This window comes from Rhizobium mulingense, from assembly GCF_029194105.1.
GTDB lineage: Bacteria > Pseudomonadota > Alphaproteobacteria > Rhizobiales > Rhizobiaceae > Rhizobium > Rhizobium mulingense.
Window position 1 is genome coordinate 391,733 of sequence record NZ_JARFVE010000006.1, and the last position, 22,721, is coordinate 414,453.

General features: G+C 60.3%; 22 protein-coding genes, 1 tRNA gene and 1 pseudogene. 8 read left to right on the plus strand and 16 right to left on the minus strand.

Annotated elements, in window-relative coordinates; genetic code table 11:
* Positions 1–256 precede the first annotated feature (256 nt).
* The 4 genes and pseudogenes from PYR71_RS16935 to PYR71_RS16950 all read right to left on the minus strand — a co-directional run bounded on the left by PYR71_RS16935 (position 257) and on the right by PYR71_RS16950 (position 3,305).
* Positions 257–1,683 (minus strand): annotated as a pseudogene (locus tag PYR71_RS16935) (ISNCY family transposase).
* A gap of 236 nt (positions 1,684–1,919) precedes the next feature.
* Positions 1,920–2,081: an Lrp/AsnC ligand binding domain-containing protein gene (locus PYR71_RS31020; RefSeq protein ID WP_416340297.1), complete on the minus strand. Its 162-nt coding sequence runs from the start codon at positions 2,079–2,081 to the stop codon at positions 1,920–1,922.
* 112 nt (positions 2,082–2,193) lie between these two features.
* Positions 2,194–2,574: a hypothetical protein gene (locus PYR71_RS16945; RefSeq protein WP_183913815.1), complete on the minus strand. Its 381-nt coding sequence runs from the start codon at positions 2,572–2,574 to the stop codon at positions 2,194–2,196.
* A 62-nt stretch (positions 2,575–2,636) separates the two neighbouring features.
* Positions 2,637–3,305: a hypothetical protein gene (locus PYR71_RS16950; protein WP_275620165.1), complete on the minus strand. Its 669-nt coding sequence runs from the start codon at positions 3,303–3,305 to the stop codon at positions 2,637–2,639.
* Between the two features lie 244 nt (positions 3,306–3,549).
* Between PYR71_RS16950 and PYR71_RS16955 the strand changes: the two genes are divergently transcribed.
* The gene (locus PYR71_RS16955; protein WP_275620166.1) at positions 3,550–4,158 is read left to right on the plus strand and encodes a TerC family protein; all 609 of its coding nucleotides are present in this window, start codon (positions 3,550–3,552) and stop codon (positions 4,156–4,158) included.
* An 80-nt stretch (positions 4,159–4,238) separates the two neighbouring features.
* Here the strand turns inward: PYR71_RS16955 and PYR71_RS16960 are convergent, their stop codons facing one another.
* From PYR71_RS16960 to metG, 3 genes are read right to left on the minus strand one after another with little or no spacing between them, the layout of a single operon-like run.
* A complete protein-coding gene (locus PYR71_RS16960; RefSeq protein WP_275620167.1) occupies positions 4,239–5,054 on the minus strand; it encodes an MBL fold metallo-hydrolase in 816 nt (271 codons plus the stop codon).
* Positions 5,055–5,058: 4 nt separating this feature from the next.
* Positions 5,059–5,841 carry a TatD family hydrolase gene (locus PYR71_RS16965; protein ID WP_275620168.1) on the minus strand — a complete coding sequence of 261 codons (783 nt, stop codon included), beginning with the start codon at positions 5,839–5,841 and terminating at the stop codon, positions 5,059–5,061.
* 4 nt (positions 5,842–5,845) lie between these two features.
* Positions 5,846–7,396 (minus strand): methionine--tRNA ligase, encoded by a 1,551-nt coding sequence (gene metG / locus PYR71_RS16970; RefSeq protein WP_275620169.1) that lies wholly within the window; start codon positions 7,394–7,396, stop codon positions 5,846–5,848.
* A 232-nt stretch (positions 7,397–7,628) separates the two neighbouring features.
* Here metG and PYR71_RS16975 point away from each other — a divergent pair, with 232 nt between their 5' ends.
* Entirely contained in the window at positions 7,629–8,417 is a 789-nt protein-coding gene (locus PYR71_RS16975) for a sulfite exporter TauE/SafE family protein (RefSeq protein ID WP_183913804.1), read from the plus strand.
* 118 nt (positions 8,418–8,535) lie between these two features.
* Here the strand turns inward: PYR71_RS16975 and PYR71_RS16980 are convergent, their stop codons facing one another.
* The 4 genes from PYR71_RS16980 to PYR71_RS16995 all read right to left on the minus strand — a co-directional run bounded on the left by PYR71_RS16980 (position 8,536) and on the right by PYR71_RS16995 (position 12,938).
* Positions 8,536–9,561 (minus strand): DNA polymerase III subunit delta', encoded by a 1,026-nt coding sequence (locus PYR71_RS16980; RefSeq protein ID WP_275620170.1) that lies wholly within the window; start codon positions 9,559–9,561, stop codon positions 8,536–8,538.
* Positions 9,562–9,569: 8 nt separating this feature from the next.
* On the minus strand, positions 9,570–10,250 hold the full coding sequence (gene tmk / locus PYR71_RS16985) for a dTMP kinase (protein WP_275620171.1): 681 nt from the start codon (positions 10,248–10,250) through the stop codon (positions 9,570–9,572).
* Between the two features lie 214 nt (positions 10,251–10,464).
* Complete coding sequence (locus PYR71_RS16990) at positions 10,465–11,622, minus strand: D-alanyl-D-alanine carboxypeptidase family protein (protein ID WP_275620219.1); 1,158 nt, start codon at positions 11,620–11,622, stop codon at positions 10,465–10,467.
* A 209-nt stretch (positions 11,623–11,831) separates the two neighbouring features.
* Complete coding sequence (locus tag PYR71_RS16995; protein ID WP_183913797.1) at positions 11,832–12,938, minus strand: septal ring lytic transglycosylase RlpA family protein; 1,107 nt, start codon at positions 12,936–12,938, stop codon at positions 11,832–11,834.
* A gap of 553 nt (positions 12,939–13,491) precedes the next feature.
* On the opposite strand from PYR71_RS16995, the gene PYR71_RS17000 reads away from it, so the two are divergent.
* Positions 13,492–14,313: a cadherin-like domain-containing protein gene (locus PYR71_RS17000; RefSeq protein ID WP_275620172.1), complete on the plus strand. Its 822-nt coding sequence runs from the start codon at positions 13,492–13,494 to the stop codon at positions 14,311–14,313.
* 169 nt (positions 14,314–14,482) lie between these two features.
* Positions 14,483–14,572, plus strand: a tRNA-Ser gene (locus PYR71_RS17005).
* A 174-nt stretch (positions 14,573–14,746) separates the two neighbouring features.
* Here the strand turns inward: PYR71_RS17005 and PYR71_RS17010 are convergent.
* Positions 14,747–15,235: a RidA family protein gene (locus tag PYR71_RS17010; protein ID WP_275620173.1), complete on the minus strand. Its 489-nt coding sequence runs from the start codon at positions 15,233–15,235 to the stop codon at positions 14,747–14,749.
* Positions 15,236–15,429: 194 nt separating this feature from the next.
* On the opposite strand from PYR71_RS17010, the gene PYR71_RS17015 reads away from it, so the two are divergent.
* Positions 15,430–16,125 carry a TetR/AcrR family transcriptional regulator gene (locus PYR71_RS17015; protein WP_275620174.1) on the plus strand — a complete coding sequence of 232 codons (696 nt, stop codon included), beginning with the start codon at positions 15,430–15,432 and terminating at the stop codon, positions 16,123–16,125.
* Positions 16,126–16,725: 600 nt separating this feature from the next.
* Positions 16,726–16,950 (plus strand): alkylphosphonate utilization protein, encoded by a 225-nt coding sequence (locus PYR71_RS17020; protein WP_275620175.1) that lies wholly within the window; start codon positions 16,726–16,728, stop codon positions 16,948–16,950.
* Between the two features lie 33 nt (positions 16,951–16,983).
* Here PYR71_RS17020 and PYR71_RS17025 read toward each other — a convergent pair whose 3' ends face one another.
* From PYR71_RS17025 to PYR71_RS17035, 3 genes are all read right to left on the minus strand, one after another.
* On the minus strand, positions 16,984–17,790 hold the full coding sequence (locus tag PYR71_RS17025) for a transglutaminase-like domain-containing protein (protein ID WP_275620176.1): 807 nt from the start codon (positions 17,788–17,790) through the stop codon (positions 16,984–16,986).
* Positions 17,791–17,894: 104 nt separating this feature from the next.
* A complete protein-coding gene (locus tag PYR71_RS17030) occupies positions 17,895–18,788 on the minus strand; it encodes a transglutaminase family protein (protein ID WP_275620177.1) in 894 nt (297 codons plus the stop codon).
* A 503-nt stretch (positions 18,789–19,291) separates the two neighbouring features.
* Complete coding sequence (locus PYR71_RS17035; RefSeq protein ID WP_183913785.1) at positions 19,292–19,447, minus strand: entericidin; 156 nt, start codon at positions 19,445–19,447, stop codon at positions 19,292–19,294.
* A 531-nt stretch (positions 19,448–19,978) separates the two neighbouring features.
* Here PYR71_RS17035 and PYR71_RS17040 point away from each other — a divergent pair.
* A complete protein-coding gene (locus PYR71_RS17040; RefSeq protein WP_183913783.1) occupies positions 19,979–20,233 on the plus strand; it encodes a GlsB/YeaQ/YmgE family stress response membrane protein in 255 nt (84 codons plus the stop codon).
* Between the two features lie 78 nt (positions 20,234–20,311).
* Here PYR71_RS17040 and PYR71_RS17045 read toward each other — a convergent pair whose 3' ends face one another.
* Positions 20,312–20,593: a hypothetical protein gene (locus tag PYR71_RS17045; RefSeq protein WP_183838904.1), complete on the minus strand. Its 282-nt coding sequence runs from the start codon at positions 20,591–20,593 to the stop codon at positions 20,312–20,314.
* A 219-nt stretch (positions 20,594–20,812) separates the two neighbouring features.
* Here PYR71_RS17045 and PYR71_RS17050 point away from each other — a divergent pair, with 219 nt between their 5' ends.
* A complete protein-coding gene (locus tag PYR71_RS17050) occupies positions 20,813–22,705 on the plus strand; it encodes a peptidylprolyl isomerase (RefSeq protein WP_275620220.1) in 1,893 nt (630 codons plus the stop codon).
* Positions 22,706–22,721: the final 16 nt, after the last annotated feature.

Here is a 22,721-nt window from a genome sequence, read left to right on the forward strand (position 1 = left end):
CCAATCCCGTCCGCTTGTTTCCGAAGTTCATCAAAACGGGAGAGAGGGACATTCCAACTTTGTAGAAACAGGACACTTCAACTGGGCGGCTATGTCAAAGCTGGTTAGAGGTGCGGCGCCGCCAGCCAGTTAGAAACGCGACACTGGCACTGGCGATCAGCCCCCGACCGAACCGGCTGGGCCGGGTTGCAAGGGTAGGGAGGGGGCGGGTGAGAGGCGCCCTTCGCCTTTAGCTTTGAGACTATGCCGACACCATTCATTCCGCAGCCTCCATCCGCGCCAGCGCCTTCTGCCGTTTGGCAATGACTTCCGGATCGTTCATGAAGTCCGTCCGCCGGCCGGGTTTGCGACCACGCTTTTGATAACCGTTGCCCTGGCCGCCATCCGGTATCCCAAACATATGATCCGTCTGACCGGTGCGGCGCGGGCCGCTCTTACTGCGCTGCAGTTCACGTCCAGCCTGCAGCTCAGCGACGATCGAAAGCATGTCGTCCAAACGCTTGTTCTCAACGACTTCGGGTCTATGTATCGATCGCAACTTATCGAAGGTTCTGTAGGGCAGGGCAAAACTCTCGTGCATGATCTCGAGGCGACCGTCCGGATAGTCGCAGACAACGACCTTCTTACCCGCCAGCGCCTTGGCCTGCTCCGTCGAATCGAGAATGAACAAGACCTTGTCGTAGCGTAACGTCAGGGACTGCGACAGCGTGCGGACCTCCTTGCGGCACATGGCGCTATCGAGATTCTCATGTGCGGCGAGGGGGCGGTGCATGTCTTTCGGATTGCGCGGCGGCTTGCCGAACCGGACATTGAAATCCGCAATAAACGCCGGTGCATAGAGGTTTGCCGCCTCGATCGTGTCGATGCCGGCAGCCGGAGTTCCTTGACCAATCGATCCTGCAGCGTCTGATTGGCGCGTTCCACGCGACCTTTGGCCTGCGGGGTGTTGGCGCAGATGATATCGATGTTGAGCTCATAAAGGGCACGACCGAACTGCGTCAGGCCGCTCGTCCGGTCTTTCTCCGATGCATGGACCGGGCGGAAGACACCGTGCTTGTCGCTATAGAATGCCAGAGGTTTGCCCCATTGCTGCAGATAGGCCTTCGTCGCATGCAGGTAGTCGAAGGTGTTCTCCGATCCGGCGAACCGCAGATGCAGCAGCTTGCCGGTAGCATCATCGATGTAGACGAGCAGGGCGCATTTGGGACCGCGGTTCTCAAACCACCAGTGATGCGAACCGTCGATCTGGACGAGCTCGCCGAGACAATCCCGCCGGCCGCGCGGCTGAAAAACCCGCTTCTTGCGTTCGCGTCGCGAGATCCAGATGCCGGCCTCGGTCATCCATTGGCGTAACGTCTCCTTGGCGACCGAAATCTGATGCAGTTCGATCAGTTTCTCGCGTGCTAACGTCGGACCGAAATCCGGATAGCGTTCGCGGATCAGATCCAGCGCCGCATTGCGAAAATCCTTGCTGTGGCGCCGATTGCTCGGCCGTGATCGCTTCTTCGAAACAAGACCGGCTTCACCGGAACGATCATAAGCCTGCAGCAGCCTGTGAACCTGACTTCGGCTGAGATCGAGCACCTCAGCCGCCTGGACGACGCTCAGGCGTCGATCACGGGTCTTCTGAACAACTTCGAGGCGATGCAATTCTTTCTGCGACATGGTGATCAAACAGGACATGACGACTCCGACCGCTCATGGTCTCGACCAGGCTGAAGGTCGTCATCCTTGCTCCCAACGTTGGCATTGACCAGCACGTCGAGAGGCGAGACTGTCGCATCTCTAACTGGCCCAACTGTCGCATTACTAAATAGCTCCTACAAACAAATATCGCATAAGACAGATTATGGAACGCAAACCTTTGTCAGCCACACCAAAGGCTTATGTCGTCCGCCTTTGCGCTGCCCCAGTCCGGCTCAGCTCCGATCGCGTTGCGGCTCCAGCGCGATATTGAAGCCCACCTTCACTCTCTCCATCGCTACAAAACTGCGGAACCGCTTGACGTTCCTGTTGGCGAAGAACAGGCGCCGGGCCATGGCTTCGTAGGCTCCCATGGTTCGGACGGCAACGATCAGCATGAAACCACTTCGCCCGTCACGTAGTAGCACGGCTGGACTTCAGGAGCCTCGGCGAAGGATTTCCTCGTCGCGTCGTGCGTGGCGCCGGACTCGCTCTGCCTTGCCGGATCGTTCACCACCGTCTGGTCTGCGAGACATGACCGGCAAATTCGCCCAGCAATACGCCGAACGGCAAGCTTCTGATCGCCCTCGCGGCGACGAAGGCTGCGCCGGTGGCTAAGGCGAGTTTCAGCCACGGATAGTCGCCGAGCTGCACATGGGCATTCGCATCGACGGATGTTGCCTTGGCTTTCAGCGCTGCTTCCGCATCGTCACGCAGCAGGCCGATGCGGGCCTGAAGCAGCCGCAATTCCCGCTGCAGGTGGTGCAAACTTTGGTCGGCCTTTTCACGCGCGGACTCGGCGGCGGCATCGGCAAAAGGCGGTTCGCCTTCCGCGACCAGTTCATCGGGATCGGGCGGAAGAAAGCCGTCGCGGTTGATGGATGATTGCATCGACTTGTCCTCGAATAAGTGAGCGCAGCGAGGCTCGACATTGCCGCCGGCCTCGCTGCACATCAATGATCGCGCCGGAAACTCTGGCTCTGCTGCGACCCGCCTTGCGTCTGCGACTGCTGTTGCGAATCGTTCGATGATGCGGGAGCGCCGATGAATTTATAAGCACGAACCTTGGCGCTTCCATGCGCGGTGTCGCGCACGGCGACCGGCGCCTCGTCGGAAGCCGGCCCTTCGAATGCGCTTTCGGATACTGCCAGGTCGTCCGCGGCCTTGCCGCCATGGGCCGAGCCCGCAAAACCGGTATTCGACCCGCCTTGGCGTCCGCTTTCCGATAACCAGAGATCCGCCCGCTCGTCGATGTCGATGCTGCCCTCGTCGTCCAGGATATCGTGAACGGTTTCGTAGAGCGCGTCATCGATATCGTTGACCTGAACGAGGAAGCCGCCTCGCCGCAGCCCTTCTGCGTACATCGCGCGATCCTCGTCCGGGAAGAAGAAGTCGGCCAGCGCGTCGAAGAAGCCGCTGCGGTCGTCGCTCATGACGCCGGCATTTTTTTCATCCGCCTCATATCCCGGCATCAATCTTATTCTCGCTACGGGGACGCCGGCATCCTCGAGACGGGAAATCGCGGATTCGGCCTCCGACCGGCTGTCGAAAAAGGCGGTAAGGCTGCCGCCGCCCACGGGGCCTGAAAACCCCGGGTTGGTATCGTTGTGAATGTTGCTCACGGAACTCTCCTCTCGATGTCGCGTTCCAGCCGCCGACCCGACGCCTGGTTTCCTGACTCGGAGAACCGGCAGCCGAGACGAATGTTCCAAGGCAATGGCGACTTGACCGTCAGTTCCATAATGCTGCCGCTTATCGTTTCGGCTGCACCGCGCGGTGAATTGCACCGGCTGTTGCATCCCTCGGCGGTTGACGTCAAACGGTGGAGACGCTAGCACGGCTTTTGACGCATTGGGGACATTTCATATGGACATCTTCACGGCAGCCGGTCTTACGGCTTTGCTGCAGGTCATCGCTATCGACCTTGTTCTCGCTGGCGACAACGCCGTGGTTATCGGTCTTGCCGCAGCCGGCCTTGAGGCCACGCAACGGCGCAAGGCGATCATCGTCGGCATCCTGGCCGCAACCGTTCTACGTATTCTCTTTGCCAGCGTCGCAGTCTATCTACTGGCCATTGTCGGCCTGCTCCTGGCCGGCGGCCTGCTGTTGCTCTGGGTCTGCTGGAAGATGTGGCGCGAGCTTCGCAACGGCCAAAACGAGGAACACCTAGCGGAGACCGGCGAAGGTGCGCCGAGAAAGACCTTCTTCCAGGCGGCGACCCAGATCGTCATCGCCGACGTCTCGATGTCGCTCGATAACGTGCTCGCCGTTGCGGGGGCTGCGCGCGAACATCCGAGCGTGCTGGTCATCGGCCTCGGCCTGTCGATCGCGCTGATGGGCATCGCGGCCAATCTGATCGCCCGGCTACTCGGTCGCCATCGCTGGATCGCCTATGTCGGTCTGCTGATCATTCTCTACGTTTCGCTCGATATGATCTATCGCGGCGCCGTCGAGGTTCTGCCCTATATGTCGTGATCCTGCATCAGGGTCGGGGTTTTCGCCTCGACCCGCAGCGTTTTTTTCAGACACAGAGCAGGACGCTGCGGCGCCCAGAATTACGCGCTGACCTCAATCTCGAAGCTCATCTGGTCAAACGCCGGCACCACATGCTCGGGCGTCTCAGCCATCACCGCGTCGTAATCCAGCGGCGTGTGCATATGGGTTAGAATCGCCCGTTTCGGCTTGAGCCGGCTGATCCAGTCGAGCGACTGTTCCAGCGACAGATGGCTCGGATGATAGGTATATTGCAGGGCGTCGATGATCAGAACGTCGAGATTTCGCAGCTTCTCGACGGTCTGCGGCGGGAAATCGCTGATATCGCTGCAATAAGCCACATCGCCGATGCGGAAGCCGAGCGAATGGATATCGCCATGCTGCTGGATATGCGGGTAAAAATCGATCTTGCCGCCGGGGCCGCGGATTTCGACGGGTTCGTCGATATTTTCGATGACGACGGGCAGCACGATCGGTGGGTAATTGCTGCCGGGCGGCGTTTCCAGGCAATAGCGGAAGGCTTCACGCAGCCTGTCCATCGTATATTGGTCGGCAAAGATCGGCACGCGGCGGCGCGTATTGTGGAAATAACCGCGCAGATCGTCAATGCCGTGAATGTGGTCGGCATGCGGATGGCTGTAAAGCACGGCATCGACATGGTCGGCCCCGGCCCTGATCATCTGCTCGCGAAAATCCGGCCCCGTGTCGACGACGACCGTGGTGACGCCGTCAGGGCTGAATTGCTGCACCATGAACGAGGCGCGCGTGCGCCGGTTTTTCGGATTGTCGGGATTGCAGGCGCCCCAGTCGCCAGAAATGCGCGGCACACCCGGTGACGACGAACAGCCGAGAATGGTGAAACGCCGCCGGTAGAGCACGCTGCTAGATCCTCGGCATTTTCGAGAACAGGCGGAAAGCGTTTTCCGTCGTGATCCGTGCAATCTCCGCGTAGGAAAGGCCGATCGTCTCGGCGAGCACTTCGGCCGTGTTGACGACATAGGAAGGCTCGTTGCGCTTGCCGCGCCAGCGTTTTGGCGCCAAATACGGCGCGTCCGTTTCCACCAGCAGCCGATCCTGCGGGACTGTCTTGGCAATCTCGCGCAGCTCTTCCGACTTCGGGAAGGTCAGGATGCCGGAGAAGGAGACATAGCCGCCGAGTTCGACGCCGGTTCGCGCCAGTTCCGGACCCGCCGAAAAGCAGTGCAGGATAAAGGGGAAAGCCCCCTTCCCCGTTTCCTCGGTCAGGATCGTTGCCATGTCCTCATCGGCGCTGCGGCTGTGGATAACGAGCGGCAGCTGCGTTTCCCGAGCGGCGGCAATATGCCGGCGAAAGCCGGTCTGCTGGTCCTCGGGCTTTTGCGTGTCGTAGAAATAATCGAGACCCGCCTCGCCGATCGCGACCACCTTCTGATGGGCGTTCGCCAGACGCACGAGGTCTTCCGTCTGGATATCAAGCTCTTCGTCGGCATTGTTCGGATGCGTACCGACCGAGCAGAAGACCGAGGGATATTTCTCGGTGATGGCGAGCAGCCCGTCGAGCTTGCGCACGCGCGTCGAGATCGTCACCATCTGTTTGACACCGGCCTGATGGGCGCGCGCGACAATCTCGTCGCGCTCGGCCTCGAAGTCTGCGAAATCCAGATGGCAATGCGTATCGATCAGCACGGCCTCAAGCCTCCGGAGCCACGTAGCGCGGGAAGACTGGCGTAGGCGCCTCGAGCGGCGTTCCGGCGATCAGGCGGCCGGCCTCGCCGAGGGCGGCAAAATCGCGCTTGTCGGCAGGCGCAGCCACGAGATCGAGCAGCTTACCCGACGATTCCGGCATGAACGGCTGCAGCAGGATGGCAATCTGGCGCACGACTTCGGCGGTGACGTACAGCACCGTACCCATGCGCGCCGGATCCGTCTTTTTCAGCGCCCATGGCGCCTGGCCGGCGAAATAGCGGTCGGCCTCGGAAACGACGGCTATGATCGAGCCAAGCGCCCGGTGAATCTGCTGCTTGCCCATGTCTTCACGCGTCGACGCGTGCAGCGCGTCGGCCTGCGCCAGCATCGCCTTGTCCTCGTCGGTTAGCGCCCCGCATTCCGGGATTTTGCCGTCACAGTTCTTGACGATCATCGACAGCGAGCGGCTGGCGAGATTGCCGATGCCGTTGGCGAGGTCGGAGTTGATGCGCGTGCCGATCGCCTCTTCGCTGTAGCTGCCGTCCTGGCCGAAGGAAACTTCGCGCAGGAAGAAGTAGCGCACCTGATCAAGACCGAAATGGTTTACCAGATTGACGGGATCGACGACATTGCCGAGCGACTTCGACATCTTCTCGCCCTTGTTGAGCAGGAAGCCGTGGGCAAAGACCCGCTTCGGCAGCGGCAGCTTCGCCGACATCAGGAAGGCCGGCCAGTAGACGGCATGGAAGCGGATGATGTCCTTGCCGATGATGTGGACATCCGCCGGCCAGTATTTGGCCCGCGGGCCGTTCCTGTCTTCGATATAGCCGGTCGCAGTGATGTAGTTGGTCAGTGCGTCGACCCAGACATACATGACGTGGGACGGATCGTTCGGCACCTTGATGCCCCAGTCGAAGGTCGTGCGCGAGACCGACAGGTCCTTGAGCCCCGATTTGACGAAGGAGATCACCTCGTTGCGGCGCTCGGCCGGACCGATGAAATCGGGATTGGCCTCGTAATGCGCCAGCAGCTTCTCCTGGTATTCGGAGAGCTTGAAGAAATAGCTTGCCTCTTCCACCCATTCGACGGGCGTGCCTTGCGCGCCGTAGCGCACGCCATCGGCGCGCAGTTCCGTCTCGTTTTCCTGGTAATAGGCCTCGTCGCGCACTGAATACCAGCCGGCATAGCTGTCCTTGTAGATGTCGCCATTGTCGGCCATCAGCTTCCAGATGTTGCGCGACGTCTCGTGATGGCGCTGCTGCGTGGTGCGGATGAAATCATCGTTCGAGGCGTTGAGCAGCTTCGCCATCGCCTCGAATTCGCCGGAGTTGCGGTCGGCGAGCGCCTGCGCGGTAATCCCCTCGGCGCGCGCCGTCTGCTGCATCTTCTGGCCGTGTTCGTCGGTGCCGGTCAGGAAGAAGACATCCTTGCCGTCCAGGCGCTGGTAGCGCGCCATCGCATCCGTCGCGATCAGCTCATAGGCATGGCCGATATGCGGTTTGCCATTCGGATAGGAAATCGCGGTGGTGATGTAGAAGGGTGTCTTGTCTGTCATGGCGGCCAATGTCCGGCTTACTCTATAAAAATGGTCAGCCGCTCTTAGCGCATGTCTCCGCCAAGCGAAACATCAAGTTTTGGCGCCGTCATGATTTCCGGGGCACGGGGTCGTGAACTTGACTCCGCTTCGCACCCAATTTACCGGTCGTCAGAAAGAGGGCGGGACAGAACGAAGTGTCAGTTTTCATCGATCCGGTTTGTTGTGGCCGCGCGCCGTTGGGGGCGCTTGTTTGACATTCGAGCCGCTCTATTCGATTTCGGGCCTGTTTGTCGGCGCGCTTGTCGGCATCACCGGCGTTGGTGGCGGTTCGCTGATGACGCCGCTGCTGGTGCTGCTCTTCGGCGTACACCCCGCAACCGCGGTCGGCACCGATCTCCTCTATGCGGCGATCACGAAGACGGCAGGCACTGCCGTTCACGGCGTGCATGGACGGATCAATTGGAAGATCGTCGGAAGCCTCGCCGCCGGCAGTGTGCCGGCCGCCGTGCTGATGCTTTGGCTGTTGGCAGGCGTCGATCGTAAAAGCATCGGCGTGACCAACACCATTACGGTTGCGCTCGGCTGGCTGCTTGTCATGACCGCGATTATGCTGGTCTTCCGAGGCTCGATCCTCGAATTGGCGCGGCGCGCCATCGGCGATCGCACGCCGCCGCAGCCGGCAACCATCCTCATTCTCACCGTCATTCTTGGGTTCTGTCTTGGCGTCCTCGTCACCCTGACCTCGGTCGGCGCCGGTGCGCTCGGTGTGACGATCCTGCTGGTACTCTATCCCAGGCTTAACGTGCGCGAGATCGTCGGTTCCGATATCGTCCATGCGGTACCGCTGACCCTGATCGGCGGCATGGGCTATTGGCTGATCGGCGAAATCGACTGGGCGATGCTGTTTGCCCTGCTCGTCGGCTCGATCCCCGGCATCGTCATCGGCAGCCTTCTGGCGCCGAAGCTGCATGAACGCACCATACGCATCGTCCTGGCCGCCACGCTTGCCGTCGTCGCAGGCAAGCTCTTGACCGGCTGACCAGGCTCAGGATTCTCATGCATGTCGCCGGGAAATGTGCAGCGGTTCCGGGACAACGACATGCATCAAAACAAAGAGCTAAAGCGCGTCGCATGAATCAAATTTAATGCGACGCGCTTTAGAGGCCCGGCTGCTTGATATCGGCGAGAATGCTGATGATCGTCTGCTTGCGGTCGAGATTATAGGCATCCGAAATGGTGAGCCGCTCAGTGATTTCGGAATAGAGCCGCGCCAGACGCTCGGCAGCAGCGATCTGCCCCTCCCCCGCTGCCACACGCGCACGGTTCATGATGTCGTCGCCGACATGGCTGACAAAGAAATCGAAGATCGTGTCGCTTTCTTTGCCCGACAGCGCATCGGCCAGCCCGTGCATCGCCTTGCGGGCCGCCGGCCCTTCGGCGGAAAGCACCTCGTCATAGGCGGCGATGATCTCTCCGCCGCCATAGTTCAAGAGCTTCAACGCTTCGCCGACACTGCCCTTGGCCGCCGAAAGCACCGCCCCGCCCTCTCCCGATATGCCGAGATGGTCAAGGGCTGCCACCAGCGCATCATCTGAAAGCGGCGACAGTTTCAACGGCAGGCAGCGCGAGCGGATCGTCGGCAGCAGCCGACCCGGCGCATGTGATAGCACCAGAAACAGCGCCCGCTTCGGCGGCTCCTCGAGGATCTTCAGAATGGCGTTGGCCGCATTGCGGTTCATGTCGTCGGCCGGATCGATGATGACGATCCGCCAATTGCCGGTACCTGACGTCTGCGAGAAGAACTTGCCGGCGCGGCGTACCTCGTCGACTGTTATCGCCGATTTCACCTTGCCGGTCTTTTCGTCCACCGGCCGGGCAAGATGCAGGAGATTATGCGAAGCGCCGGAGGCGATCTGGCGGCTGACTGCGGAGGCGGGATCCGGATCGCCGATCGTCTCCGGCGCTGTCTCGGGATCGGGATGCGAGAGCACGTGGTTGGCGAAGCGGAAGGCGAGCGTCGCCTTGCCGATGCCCTCCGGCCCCTCGATCAGGATGGCGTGATGACCTTTGCCGGATCGGTAGGATTGCGCGAGGAAGGCCTCCGCCTCCTCATGGCCAAACAATCTGGTGTTCTCGGCCGGCCAAACAGCGCCGTCGAGCAATCCCGGCCTCTCCTCACTCATAATGGAATTCACTCATGATGGGCGGCTTCCGGCAATCGGGCGCGGTCTGCGGGCGACTTGAGCTGCCTGATGATCGCCAGGATCTCGGCCGCGATCGCCTCCTCCGTCTGCATGGCGTTGACCACGTGGCAGCGCTCCGGCTCGCGCGCGGCGATATCGAGAAAGGCCTCGCGCCGTTTTTCATGCGTTTCGAGCCGCTCCTTCTCGAAGCGGTCGGGCGCCTCAGTCGCGCTGCGCTTCTGCGCCCGCTCCAGGCCGACCTTTGCGGGAATGTCGAGTATCAAGGTGCAATCGGGCACGACGCCATTGATGGCGATGCGCTGCAGCGTCTCGATGAAATCGGGTTCGAGGTTGCCGGTGATACCCTGGTAGACACGGGAGGAATCCATGAAGCGGTCGCAGAGCACGATCTTGCCCGCGGCAAGGGCCGGCCGGATCACCTCTTCGACATGGTCGTTGCGGGCAGCGGCAAAAAGGATCGCCTCCATCCGTGTGCCGAAGGCCTCGGCAGCCCCGGACAAGAGCACGTGGCGCACGGCCTCGGCGCCGGGCGATCCGCCCGGTTCCCGCGTTATCAGCACATCGTGACCTTCGCCCTTCAGCGCCTCCGCGAGGCGGCGGATCTGCGTGGATTTCCCCGCCCCTTCCCCGCCTTCAAACGTAACGAACAATCCCGTACCGGATGACAATGACAGCTTCCCGCATTCCGGGCGCCGCACGCGCGCGCGCCCCGCCTCTTCTATCTATCCGAAGACATCGGGAAGGAAAACCTTTCGCCGCGGCGACATAATCACCTTCCCCGGCAAATTATATCAGAAGGCCCGGCGTTTTATATCAGAAGGCCTGGCGTTCAAGTCTTGAACATGTGGCGCGCGACAGTGCAGCCGCTTGGCGATACCGGCTTCAGCCGGGCGCGGATTTGTCCCAGAGCCACGAGAAAAACAGCGATTCGCCGAGCTCCAGCATGGCATCGACGGCGCGGCTGCTGAGCGAGCCTTCGCCCACCGCCTGCGCGGTATAGAGCGGGACTTCCCTGAGAAGCCGGCTGCCGGCGAAAATCCTGAGCGTGCCGGCCTGATAATCCGGCTGCACCGGCGCTGTCAGCGGCCAGCGATAGACGATGCGCGCCGACAGCCGGTCGGGATTGCTGACCGGAATATAGACGCTGACCGGCGCTTTGGCGATCAGATCGACGGTGCGCGCCGCGCCGCCATAGACGCTGGCTGCGCCGATCACTTCATGCTCGGCGAAAATCTGCCGGCTCTCGAAGGCCGTCAGGCCCCATTCGAGCACACGCTTGGCCTCTTCCGTCCGCTCCTTGTCGGAGGCGATTCCGGCGAGTGCCAGAAACAGCCGCCGGCCGTCGCGCTGGACCGAGGCGACGATCGAATAACCTTCACCCTCGCTAAAGCCCGTCGCAAGTCCGTCAGCGCCGAGATCGAGCCCGAGCAGCGGGTTGCGGTTGCGCTGAAAGATCTTGTTCCACTCGAAATCGGGCTGGGCAAAATAGGGATAAAGATTGGGATAGGATTGCTGGAGGGCGGCGGCAAGCGTCACCATCTCGCGCGCCGTCACCTTGCTCTTGCCATCCGGAAGGCCGGTGGAATTGCCGAACACCGCCTTCTCCATGCCGATCTCGCGGGCGCGGCGCGTCATCGATTCGGCGAATTGCTGCTCGCTTCCGGCCATGCCCTCGGCGAGAATGATGCAGCTGTCATTGGCGCCTTGGATGGCGATGCCCTTGATCAGGTCTTCGACGCGCACGCGCGATTTCAGGGCGGCAAACATCGTCGCCGTCCTCGACGGCGCGCCGCCGGTGCGCCAGGCATATTCGGAAACGGGATATTCAGTGTCGAGGGTGATCTGACCCTTGGTCACCGCCTCGAAGACGAGATCCATTGTCATCAGCTTGGCAAGCGAAGCCGGCGAAAAGCCCTGATCCTCGTTCTTGGCGAGAAGCACCGTGCCGGTGGATGCCTCGATCATATAAGCCTGCGCCGCCTTGGTGGCGAAACCGGCAGCACCCCCATCGGCTGCTTGCGCGCCTCCGGCGAGCGGCATCAGGAATGCAAGAGCAGATGCGGCAAAAGTGCCGAGCGGTTTTGCCTTCGCAACTGCGGAAAAATAAAAGGTTAGAGCGATCCTGCGCTTCGGTGAAAAGCGCAACCGCTCTAGAAGGCGAAGCACAGGCCTCAGCATCGCAATTCCCATCGGTGAACGGCAGTTTTGAGAACGTTAGAGCGCGGCGAAATCCGATGCAATCGCCATGCTCAGCGCGCCGCGGATTTTGCCTGCTGGCGCTTGGCCGAGGCAAGGATCGAGGCCTGCGTCAACCCGTCATTGCGCACCATCACCGCGTCGAAGGCGAGATCGACGGTCACCGTCTTCACGCCCTCGTTCTGATAGCCAAGCGCGAGGGAAGGCTGAGAGCCGCCATAGGGGCGTTCATAGGGCATGGGACCGATCTCCGGCAGCACGACCACCTGATCGAAGGCCGGCGCGGCGTTTGAGGACGGTGCCGTCGGCGCCACCAGAACATGGGCGCCCGGGGCAAGCGCGGGCGCCGCATTGTAGCGCGCGCTCGGCGTCGAGCCGGCATAGGAGGTCGCCGACATCGGCACTGGTACCTTGGTCGGCTGCGCCTCGTAATCTTCCGCACTCTGCAGCTGATCGCGGGTGATCTTGCGGCTGTTGGAGGCAACCATGACGCCGCTCGCAATCTGCCCTTCCGGATTGACGCCGGGAATGCGGCTGCCCTTTGGTACGTAGGAAGCCATCAGATAGGGCATGTCGTGGCCGTCCATACGAGCGCGGCCGACATATTGCACGCGCACCTTGCCGGTGCCGCTGTGCTGCAGATCCAGCATATCGGCGGTCTTGTTGGAAAGATCGATGATGCGGCCTTCATGATAGGGACCGCGATCGTTGACGCGCACTATGATCGATGAGCCGTTCTCGATATTGGTGACGCGAGCATAGCTCGGCAGCGGGAAAGTCGGATGCGCGGCGGAAAGATGCATCTGATCGTAGACTTCGCCGTTCGCCGTCAGGCGTCCATGAAAGGCCGAACCATACCATGAAGCGATGCCGACCTTGCTATAGGAGAAGTCTTCCTTCGGATAATACCATTTACCCTTCACCACATAAGGATTGCCGACCATGTAGCGGCCGCCGCCCTTCGGGATGTTGTTGCCGGTGGCGACGCGGGGGCTGGCCTTCACGCCATATTCGGATTCCGAGAAATACTCTTTGCCATGGGCCTTTTTCTTCGGCACGGCCTGTGTCGTGCCGCATGCCGCAACCGTCGCACACATCGCCGATATCGCCAGCCACCGCGCTGTCGTTGCGAAAGACCTCGCCCCGTATCCCAATGTCATATGTCCCACGCCGCTCAAAGATCGTTATGGTTAAGGAACCTTGCCCCATCTTGGGCCAATAACGCCTTATGCCCACCCGCCTAACGAGACTTTAAATCTTGCTGGGTTCGTGGCGAATTTACGAACGTTTTCGTAGCGATAGCGACAATTCTAATGATTATGGTTTACAAATCGCTAACGTGAAGCGGCCGCCCTACCCTTCCACGGCTGCAGTCAGAGCCGCAATCGGCGTGCCGATGCGGATCATTTGGCATTGCAAAGTCAGCTTTCGGAGCGCGAGATGCCCCGGAGCGAAACAGCTGAGACATAAAGGTTGACGTGCCACCGAGCGCCAGGAGGCTGCCAATCTCCGCTGGAGTTGGAGCTTTCACCTCACGGTAGTGGCGCGACTTGTTTTTCACGCTTAGGGACGCGCCTTGAGTGGTAACCGCGGCGGCCACTCCCTTGGGGCGTGTAGTTTGTTGCTTGACTCAAAGTGGAGTAGAAAGTTTATTTGCGGCGTTCGGGTCGTAGCCCGGCGTCCTTTCCACGCTTATCTTTAGGGAGACGAGCTATGGCAAATCACAAGCCAGCAGTGCCTGACGTGTCGGTCCACGACTACGCACCAGCGGAAGCCATTGAAGGAAACCTTCTCGATAGCGCCTCGGATTCCGATGGCGACCTGCTTCAGGTTCAGTTCGTCAACGGAATAAGAATTCCCAACAAGACGGGTGAAGCAGGATACCTGGCCATCGAGGGTCAGCACGGAACGCTGACGATCTGGAGCAACGGCAGCTATAGTTACACGGTCAGTGATCCCGCAAGCCTTGAACCCGGTGAAGTCTTCGCCGAGAAATTCTCCTTCAAGATCTCCGATGGAAAAGGCGGCACGGATGTCGCCAATCTCAACATCGGCGTGCATACGCCTCCGCAAGGGCTGTATTCCATCGATTTCGAGAAGGCTCCGACGGAATATCCCGGGCAGCCGGATATCGCCTCGGGCTATGCCGGTTTCAAGTTTGGCGACAAGCTCGACGGCAATCTGTGGACGGTCGCCGAATCCGGCGGCAACGAATACGTCGTCACCAACCCCTACAATCCATTCTTCGATCGCGTTGACGGCAAACTCTTCACCGTGGAGGGTGTCGACGTCGCGACGGTTTTCGACCCGGCCTATCAAGGTGTCGATGCCCTTGTGACGTTCGAAGGCTATATCGGCGGCAACAAGGTGAGCGAGATGTCGCTGACAGTTTATGGCGACACCATTGCCGACGGCCAGCACATTTCGCTGGAAGCCTTGGGAGCAGTCGATTTCATCCGCTTCGATATTCAGCCCGATGTAGAGCCGACGGGGTTTCCGCAGCTCGCATTTGACAACTTCACCGTCCTCGTCTGACGATGGCAGAGAGAAGCGGCTGTCATAGCCGCTTCTCTGCAGAACAAGTTGACGCTGCGGTCAAAGCTGCTAAAAAGCCGGCCTGTGAGTGAATGGGCAGCAAATCGGCAGAAACCACCGATGCACTAGAAATCCCGAAGCGGAATTTCTTACAGCTTCTCAATTACTTGGAAGAGTGTCCGAGTGGTTTAAGGAACCGGTCTTGAAAACCGGCGTACGGGAAACCGTACCGTGGGTTCGAATCCCACCTCTTCCGCCATTTTTCACTTTAATGTGCCAGCGTCAGCCGCCCGATGCAGCGGTCCTTGAGGCATAGCCCCTAAGAGATCGAATGCAGGCGGGTGAAAACGGCGGCCCCGCCGTTTTCTGCGGCGATAATCCTCAGGTCGAAAAGAGAGCCGGCAGCCTTGCCGCAGCCGGATCGCTCGCGCCGTTATTCTAGAACGACGACGGCTTCGACCTCGAAGAGCATCGTGTCTATTGCAAGTTTGGGAACCGGGACAAGCGTCTGCGCCGGCAGCGCCGCGCTGAAGGTTTCTTTGACGTTTCTGGTCAGCACTTCGAGCTTGGACATATCGTGATCGACCACGAAGACCGTAAGCTTGGCGACCTGATCCGGCCTTGCGCCGAGCCCATCGAGAGCGGCGCGCAGATTTGCGTAAGCCTGCTTAACCTGGACAGCGAAGTCCGGCGACAAGGCGCCGGTGCTGTCCTGGCCACCCTGTCCTGAAATAAAGGCCAACCGCGCGCCGCGCGGTGCGATCGCCGCCGTGCTGTAGCCGTTCGGCGTCGGGTCGTAGAGGTCTTTCGGATTGACGATGGTTGGCTTGAGGTCGACCGCATTTGCCGTCGCCGCAGTGGAAATTCCCGTGGTCATGATGATTAGCCCTCCGAAAAGCAAATGTTTGATGGTGTGTGACATGATTTTCTTGGCCGTGCGGACTGCGAGCGATGGCGCACGCGGTCTTCGGATTGAATACTCGTTCGATCGTCGCATGATTGACTCGTACAACGTACGAATAAATCGCATCGTACGTTGTACGAGTCAATCGGCCGGAGTCGACATTTGCGGCTTTGTCGGCTTAAAACGACCGTCAGATCATTTAGGAAGGACGCATGGCAGCCAAAGGCGGCGGCGCTCAGGGTAAACGGCCTCGACGGCAAGCTGGGTCGGTCCCGTCCATGCAGCAGGCGGGCAGTGAACGGGCGCTTTCGATCGAACGGATCGTGGCGACCGCGGTCGAACTGCTGGATGCCGAAGGTGTCGACGGATTGACGATGCGCCGCCTGGCCGATCGCCTCGGCGCGGGCGCGATGAGCCTCTATTGGCATGTCGACAACAAAGAGGAAGTGTTTGATCTGGCGCTCGACTCGGTTCTCGAATATCGCGGGCCGCCGCAAGGCGGCGAGACTGCGGACTGGCGCGGCGCAATCTTTCACATGCTCGAGGACTGGCGCGCCGGCATGCTGCGCCATCCCTGGTCGGCATCGCTGCTGCCGCGCCGGGCGCTCGGCTCGAACATCCTCAGTCGCCTGGAATTGCTGGGTCGGATCTTATACGGAGCCGGCGTCGCCGAGGGAGATTTGAACGGGGCGATATGGTCGCTCTGGAACTATGTGATCGGCGCGACCATCACCCGTGCGAATTTCGACCTTTCCGACGCCGACATGGCCGCCGCGCAGCAGCGCCTTGCTCATCTCAGCGAAAAATATCCGACGATCGAGCGTGCTCGTCTGCTGCTGGATAATGATTGGGACGGCGCTTTCAGGAAAGGTCTGGATTTCCTGCTTGACGGGCTCGTGCCAAAATAACGAACCGGGCTCGGCCTTCCAGTTGATCAGCACTCTTGGTCACGAGCCTTGACCATGATCCTGGTTTTGATTGAGATTGTCCAGGACCGTCGCCGGCCATGACTTCGCTTCGCCCGAATACCCGATGAAATGATCGTGGACTGAAGGTGTGAGGGGGCCCTCACGATAATAGCGAGTAGACCCAGACGCCGATAGAACCCCAGAAGATCACCGGCGTCAGTATCATTCCTACAACGATAATTTTCGTCACCGCTATAAAGCTCCTCAATTCCGCCCCGCCGCGAAAACTATTGCAGCAACCAAGCCATTGGTATCGGCACGAAGTCCGGTTCCGATCGGACCTTGGTCGGTTTGGCTCGAAGGGCGACGGGCGGGGGAGTGATCTGCGTCGCCTCCCCGTCCGGTCTCAATGCCCCGCGGGCGCTCGGCCACGACGGTAAGTCCCGACCGCGATGGCGAATGCCGCGGCGATCAATGTGGCCGCGACGGCAAAAGTGATCTGCATGCCCAGGGGAATGGCCTCGGGAGGCGCGGCAGGGTGGCGGTTGACTATCCCGTGTCGTCGTGATTTCCCCTGCCGCATCATCAAGCGAGGACATCATGGCCGAGGACATTATTGTAAAAGACAGCAACGGAAGCCAGCTTCACGACGGCGATTCCGTGACTCTCATCAAAGACCTCAAGGTCAAGGGCACCTCGGAGACGCTGAAGCGTGGAACCTTGGTCAAGGGCATTCGACTGACCCACAATCCCGGCGAGATCGAGTGCAACACCAAGCAGGTCAAGGGCCTCGTGCTGAAAACGGAATTCCTGAAGAAGGCATAGGATTTGCTCGTCCGCGGCAATTTTTGAGTGCCTTCACGGCACTTCCTCGGTGATCACCTCGAAGCGGGAAAGTGTGGCCGGGCCGAAAGCCGTCGACATGGCGACGTCGGTGGCGTCGCGGCCGGTCGCCATCAATATTCTGCCGATCCGCGGCGTGTTGTGGCGGGCATCGACCGTGTGCCAATGACCGCCGAGAAAGACTTCGAACCAGGCGCTGAAATCCATTGGATTGGGATCGGCTGGAACGCCGATATCGCCGAGATAGCCCGTGCAATATCTGGCAGGAATGTTCAGGCATCGGCAAAACGCCATGGCGAGATGGGCGAAGTCGCGGCAGACGCCGCTCTTGTCGGTAAAGCCGCCATGCGCGGTTCTGAGAACGTCGGCCTTCTGATAGTCGAAGGTGATGTGGTTATGCACAAAGTCGCAGATCGCCTGCACGCGCGCCCAGCCGAGCGGCGTCGACGAGAAGGTTTTCCAGGCAAAATCCGAAAGCCTGTCGGTGTCGCAGTAACGGCTGCCAAGCAGGAAGACGAGCACTTCGTCGGGCAGGTCCTTGATCGCATGCTGCACGGCCTCGGTGGGCACGACGTCAGGTTGCCCCGTATCGTAAATCTCGAATCTGGTCGAAATCGTCGTCAGCCCGGGCGGAGCGATGATCCGGCTGCAGGCGTTGCCGAAACTGTCGGTATACTCCCAGACTTCGATAGGCCGGTCGAATGTCAGGACCTGCTCGCTCAGAAGGTCGGCACGACGAGAGGGGTGAATGTTGAGCACCAGCAGCATCGGCGTCGGCTGGATGCATTCATAGCCCAGATGGAACCCGGCGCGTATCTTCATTGTGGCTTCCTCGTCCTCCCCGCATGGAGGTGAGTATGGAACGCCGATTGCGCTGCCCGGTTCCAGCGGCCGCGCAACTCTCATCCAGCCGCGGTGATCCACCATCATCCCTGTTTTATCCCCGCCTGCTGCGTGGTCACGTTGACCTGCACCGTCATGCTGTCGAAATCCGACCCGTCGCCGTCATAGCTGCCGCTCAAAGGAACAGCCTGGCGCGGATCGCGGGCAACGGCCACGCGAATCAGATCGCGGTTGCCGACGATGCCGTTGGTCGGATCGAACTCCGCCCACCCAGCCCCGGGAAGATAGATCTGGCACCATGCATGTGTGGAGCCGCCGCCGAGCACGGTGGAGCCGTCCCGATTGGGGACGTAAACATAGCCGCTTACGAATCGCGCTGCCAGGCCGAGCGTGCGTGCAGCCTCCATCATCAGAAGTGCGAAATCCCGGCACGTGCCGGAGCGAAGATTTAAGGTCTCAAGCGGTGCCTGCGTCCCATGTTCGTGGCGCCGCGCATAAGCGAAGCTTTCCCGAATGGCATAACAGAGCGTCATCAGCAGGTGCCCAGTCTCAGTCGGGTGCCCCAGGCGCACAAACCGGCGCGCCCAGCGGCCGATCTCATCGCCCGGATCGGGGTAGTGGCGCTGCATCGCCGGCGCGAGATCGGCGATTTCGTCCTTGTCGTAGGAGAAGGGATAGGTGAGCGCCGCCTCGTCGATTCGAATATCCGGGGCGAACTGGGGTGTGTGGTCGAGCGTGATCCAGGTTTCGAAGCGAAGCTCGGAGGAGGGCCGCGAAAAATCGACGAGCGCCACGCAATTGCCGAAAACATCGTGGATCCAGCGCACATGACTTTGCTCCGGATAGGTCGTCAGCGACGCTTCGATCAGCCGCTGGTCGAAACTGTCGCGCGGCCGGAACATCAGGCGATGCTCGCCGAAATCGACCTCCCTGCGGTAACGATAGGCCGTGATGTGGCGGACCGTAAAAATCGTCATGGCCCGCCACCGGGTGATCTATTCACCTTACTGCTCCCAAGATGGCGACTCCGTCTCCTCATGAAGCGCCCTTCCCGCTTCCCCGCCTATCCCGATTTCTTGTCATATAAGCGGGTTTGAAAGATTGCTATTGTACCTTGACCGATCGACGGCAGGGCCGTCCAACCTAAGAGGATAACATGCATATCATCTGGGACGTTCTGACTCTTCTGCTGATCATCGGTTCGCTCTATGGCGGTCGCGAATATCGGATTATTCGCGCCCGTGCCCGCGCTCAGAATTGGGGCAGCTTCTAAACTCGATCCTGGCGGTCGCGGCCGGAATCTGCCGGTCGCGGTTACGTCGAATGACGTAAAGCCATACGATTAAGGAAATGCTGTATTAGTCGAGACGGTTTCCATCCGTCCATTCTCTCTGTTAGGCCAAGCCCGCCTCACCCCAGGCGGGCTTTTTTTCATGCAAAGCTTGGCCGCCCAGTGACGGCGCGCGTTTCGCTGCTGCCGTTACTTCTTGGCACCGGCCGAAAGCACCCGATGCGTCGCGTTGTCCATTGCGTGGCTGGCCTCCTGCCCATCCTTCTTCAGTCCGTAGGCAGTGTTGCCGCAAGCGGAAAGCGTCAGCAGGCAAAGGCAGGCAAAGGCGATAGCAGCTTTTGACATCGAGTTTTTCCCTGATAGAGGCGACCTCCAGGAAAAATGATGCAGTCCGCGCCAAAATCAATCCGTGCATTAAATCGGGGCATGTTCCATCGCCCTATACCCGATAATGATCCAGGTTACGCCAGGTAAAAACCCCATGAAATGTTGGAATTGTTTGCCTCTTAGCGGTGACATTGCCTGAAGCACCTGTATTTCATCGCCGGTCGCAGCGGATCATACTACTGCATTGGTGGTATTTCTAATTTTACATAAACATCACTCTTAACTATCTGTTAGTAATAACCTTGCGTCGATCGAAGTTAGGCTTATTCTATACCCAGAAGGGGATAGGTAAGAAATGTTTAGCAAAAGCCTGATCATGCCTTTCGGCTTCGCAATGCTTGCTGTGGCAGGCCTGCTGTTCCAGCTGATTGCCTACCTGCTGGAGACGCCGGTCACCCTGTTGCAGCCATAATCGACTAAGTTCCTCCAGGAGTGGAACTTTCTGCGGTTTCGTGCTTTCCTGCGAGTCGGTTTACAGGAGGGATTACCATGGAAGGCGCGGGCGTGGGTTGGATTGCAGCCATCATCATCGGCGGTATCGCCGGCTGGCTGGCGGAAAAAGCCATGAGCAGCAGCATGGGCCTGCTCATGAACATATTGCTTGGCATCGTCGGCGCGATCGTCGCCAACTGGATCCTCGGTCTCTTGCACATTCAGCCGCTGGCCGGCTGGCTGGGTTACCTGATCACCGGCTTCGTCGGTGCGTGCCTGCTGATTTTCGTCGGCCGCGCCATCCGCCGCTAATGGCCCAGACATAACTCTCGGACATGACTCAAAGCCGGGCGCGCCTTGCGTCCGGCTTTTTCTGATCCGAATTGCGTGTCAGCGGCGGCTCATCAGGCCGAAAACATAGGCGATGCCCGCCGTCACCGCGAGCGCCATGATCGGTTCTTCGCGAACCTTGTCGCGCAGCCGTTCCGTCATCAGCGAAGCTTCGTCCGTGACCACCGACTTCGCCCCCTGCCCCAGCGCCCGCACACTGTCCGTCAGCCTGGACAGATCTTCACGGAGTGCCGTGACCTGCGCCGACAGATCGTCTGCTGCGATATCCGCCTTGACGCGCGCAGCGGTGGACTCGGCGGAAGCGGTTTTCAAATCTGCCATGGTCTGCTCCTGTTTCATGGGATGCCGCTTCAACGAAATGGCGGGCCGAAAGGTTCCGCCGAAGCCGATCTTTTGTGTGCGGTCAACGCCTTGCGTCGCCACCGTCGCTCTGCGCAGCTTTTCGCGTGACAACCCTTCATTTCCTGTCGGGTTTGTTCTAAGGAACGTCGAATGTCTGCCCGCGCGCGGGTCAATGAATACTGCGAGGTTTGCGTTTCCATGTTCCATTTTCTGAGAAGAGCTGCTCAGACCTGGGTTGCCAAGCTGCTCCTGCTTCTCTTGGTCGCCTCCTTCGGTATCTGGGGCGTATCGCGCGAGCTGATATCAGGCGGCAACAGCACCACGGTCGTGACCGTCGGCGATCAGCGTGTGGGCGTCAACGAATTCCACCTCGCCTATCAGCGTCAGGTGGCAAGCCTCGGCCAGCAATTCGGCATGCGTCTCACGCCGGAACAGGCCCGTGCCTTCGGCGTCGAACAGCAGGTCCTCTCTCAGCTCATCGCGGGCGCTTCGCTCGACCAGCTCGCCGCAGACATGAATCTCGGACTGTCAGAGGATCGCCTCGCCCAGTTGATCGGTGATGATCCGGCTTTCAAGGCCGTCAATGGCCAGTTCGATCGCGAGCTGTTCGTCTCTCGCCTGCGCAATGCCAACATCCGCCAGGACGATTACATCAAGGAACGCAGCAAGGTGGCCGTGCGTAGCCAGATCGTCGATGCCGTTTCCAACGGCTTCAGCGCGCCGAAGACGCTGGTCGACGCATTGAAACTTTACGGCGATGAAAGCCGCAGTGTCGACTACCTCCTGCTGACCAACGCCAATATCGAACCGATCAAGGCGCCGGCCGATGATGTGCTCGCCGCCTGGTTCGAGGGCGTCAAACAGCGTTACCGCGCGCCGGAATATCGCAAGATCGCCTATCTCAAACTGCAGCCGGCCGACATCGCCGATGCCGCGACCGTCACCGACGACCAGGTCCGCGAAGCCTTCGATAAGGGCAAGGATAGCTATCGTACGCCCGAAAGCCGCACCATCGAGCAGCTGACCTTCACCAGCAAGGATCTTGCCGCCGCCGCCGAAACTGCGTTGAAGAGCGGCACCAGCTTCGATCAGCTGGTCTCCGACCAGGGCAAGACGGCAAGCGACGTGCTGCTTGGCGAATTCACCAAGGACAAGGTTCCCGACCAGGCCGTTGCCGACGCCGCCTTCGCGGTTTCGAAGGACGGCGGCACGACGCCGGTTGTCGACGGTTCTTTCGGTCCCGTCATCCTGCGCATCACCAACATCAAGGCGGAGACGACCAAGAATTTCGACGAGGTGAAAGACGAGATTCGCAAGCAGCTGGCGCTTTCCAATGCCTCTCAGGAAGTGATCAACGTTCACGACCGCATCGAGGATCTGCGCGCTGGCGGCGCCACGCTTGAAGACATCGCCGGCCAGCTGAAGCTCAACGCCGTAACCGTCGATGCCGTCGACGCGACCGGTGCCGACAAGGACGGCAAAGAGGTCAAGGATATCCCCGCCAAACAGCAGCTGCTCGGGGAAGCGTTCAAGACCGAGGTCGGCGTCGATGCGCCGCCGCTTCCGATCGGCAATGATGGTTATGTCTGGTTCAACGTCCGCGAGATCACGCCGGACCGCGACCGTCCGATCGCCGAGGTGCGCGAAAAAGCCGTCGAGGACTGGACGGCGGAGCAGCAGAAGGCCGAACTGGCCAAAAAGGCCGACGAATTGAAGGCCGAGGCACAAAAGGGCACCGCCCTTGCGGACATTGCGACGCCACTCGGCATCGCCGTCGAAAGCAAGAGCGGCATTACCCGCTCCACCGACGATCCGGTTCTCGGCCGCGCCGGCGTCAAGGCTGCCTTCTCCGGCCCTGTCGATACGGTGGCAAGCGCTGTCGGCGCCGATCCCTCGACGCAGATCCTGATGAAGGTGACCGAGGTCAACAGCCAGCCGACCGGCGACGTGCTGAACAACCGCGATGCCCAGCTCACCGCCATGGCCAACGCCGCGGGTGATGATATTCTCGATCAGATGGTCAACCTGCTGCAGACGCAGTACGGCGCGCAGGTCAACCAGACACTCGCCGAACAGACGGCGGCCCGCTAGAACAGGATGATTTTGG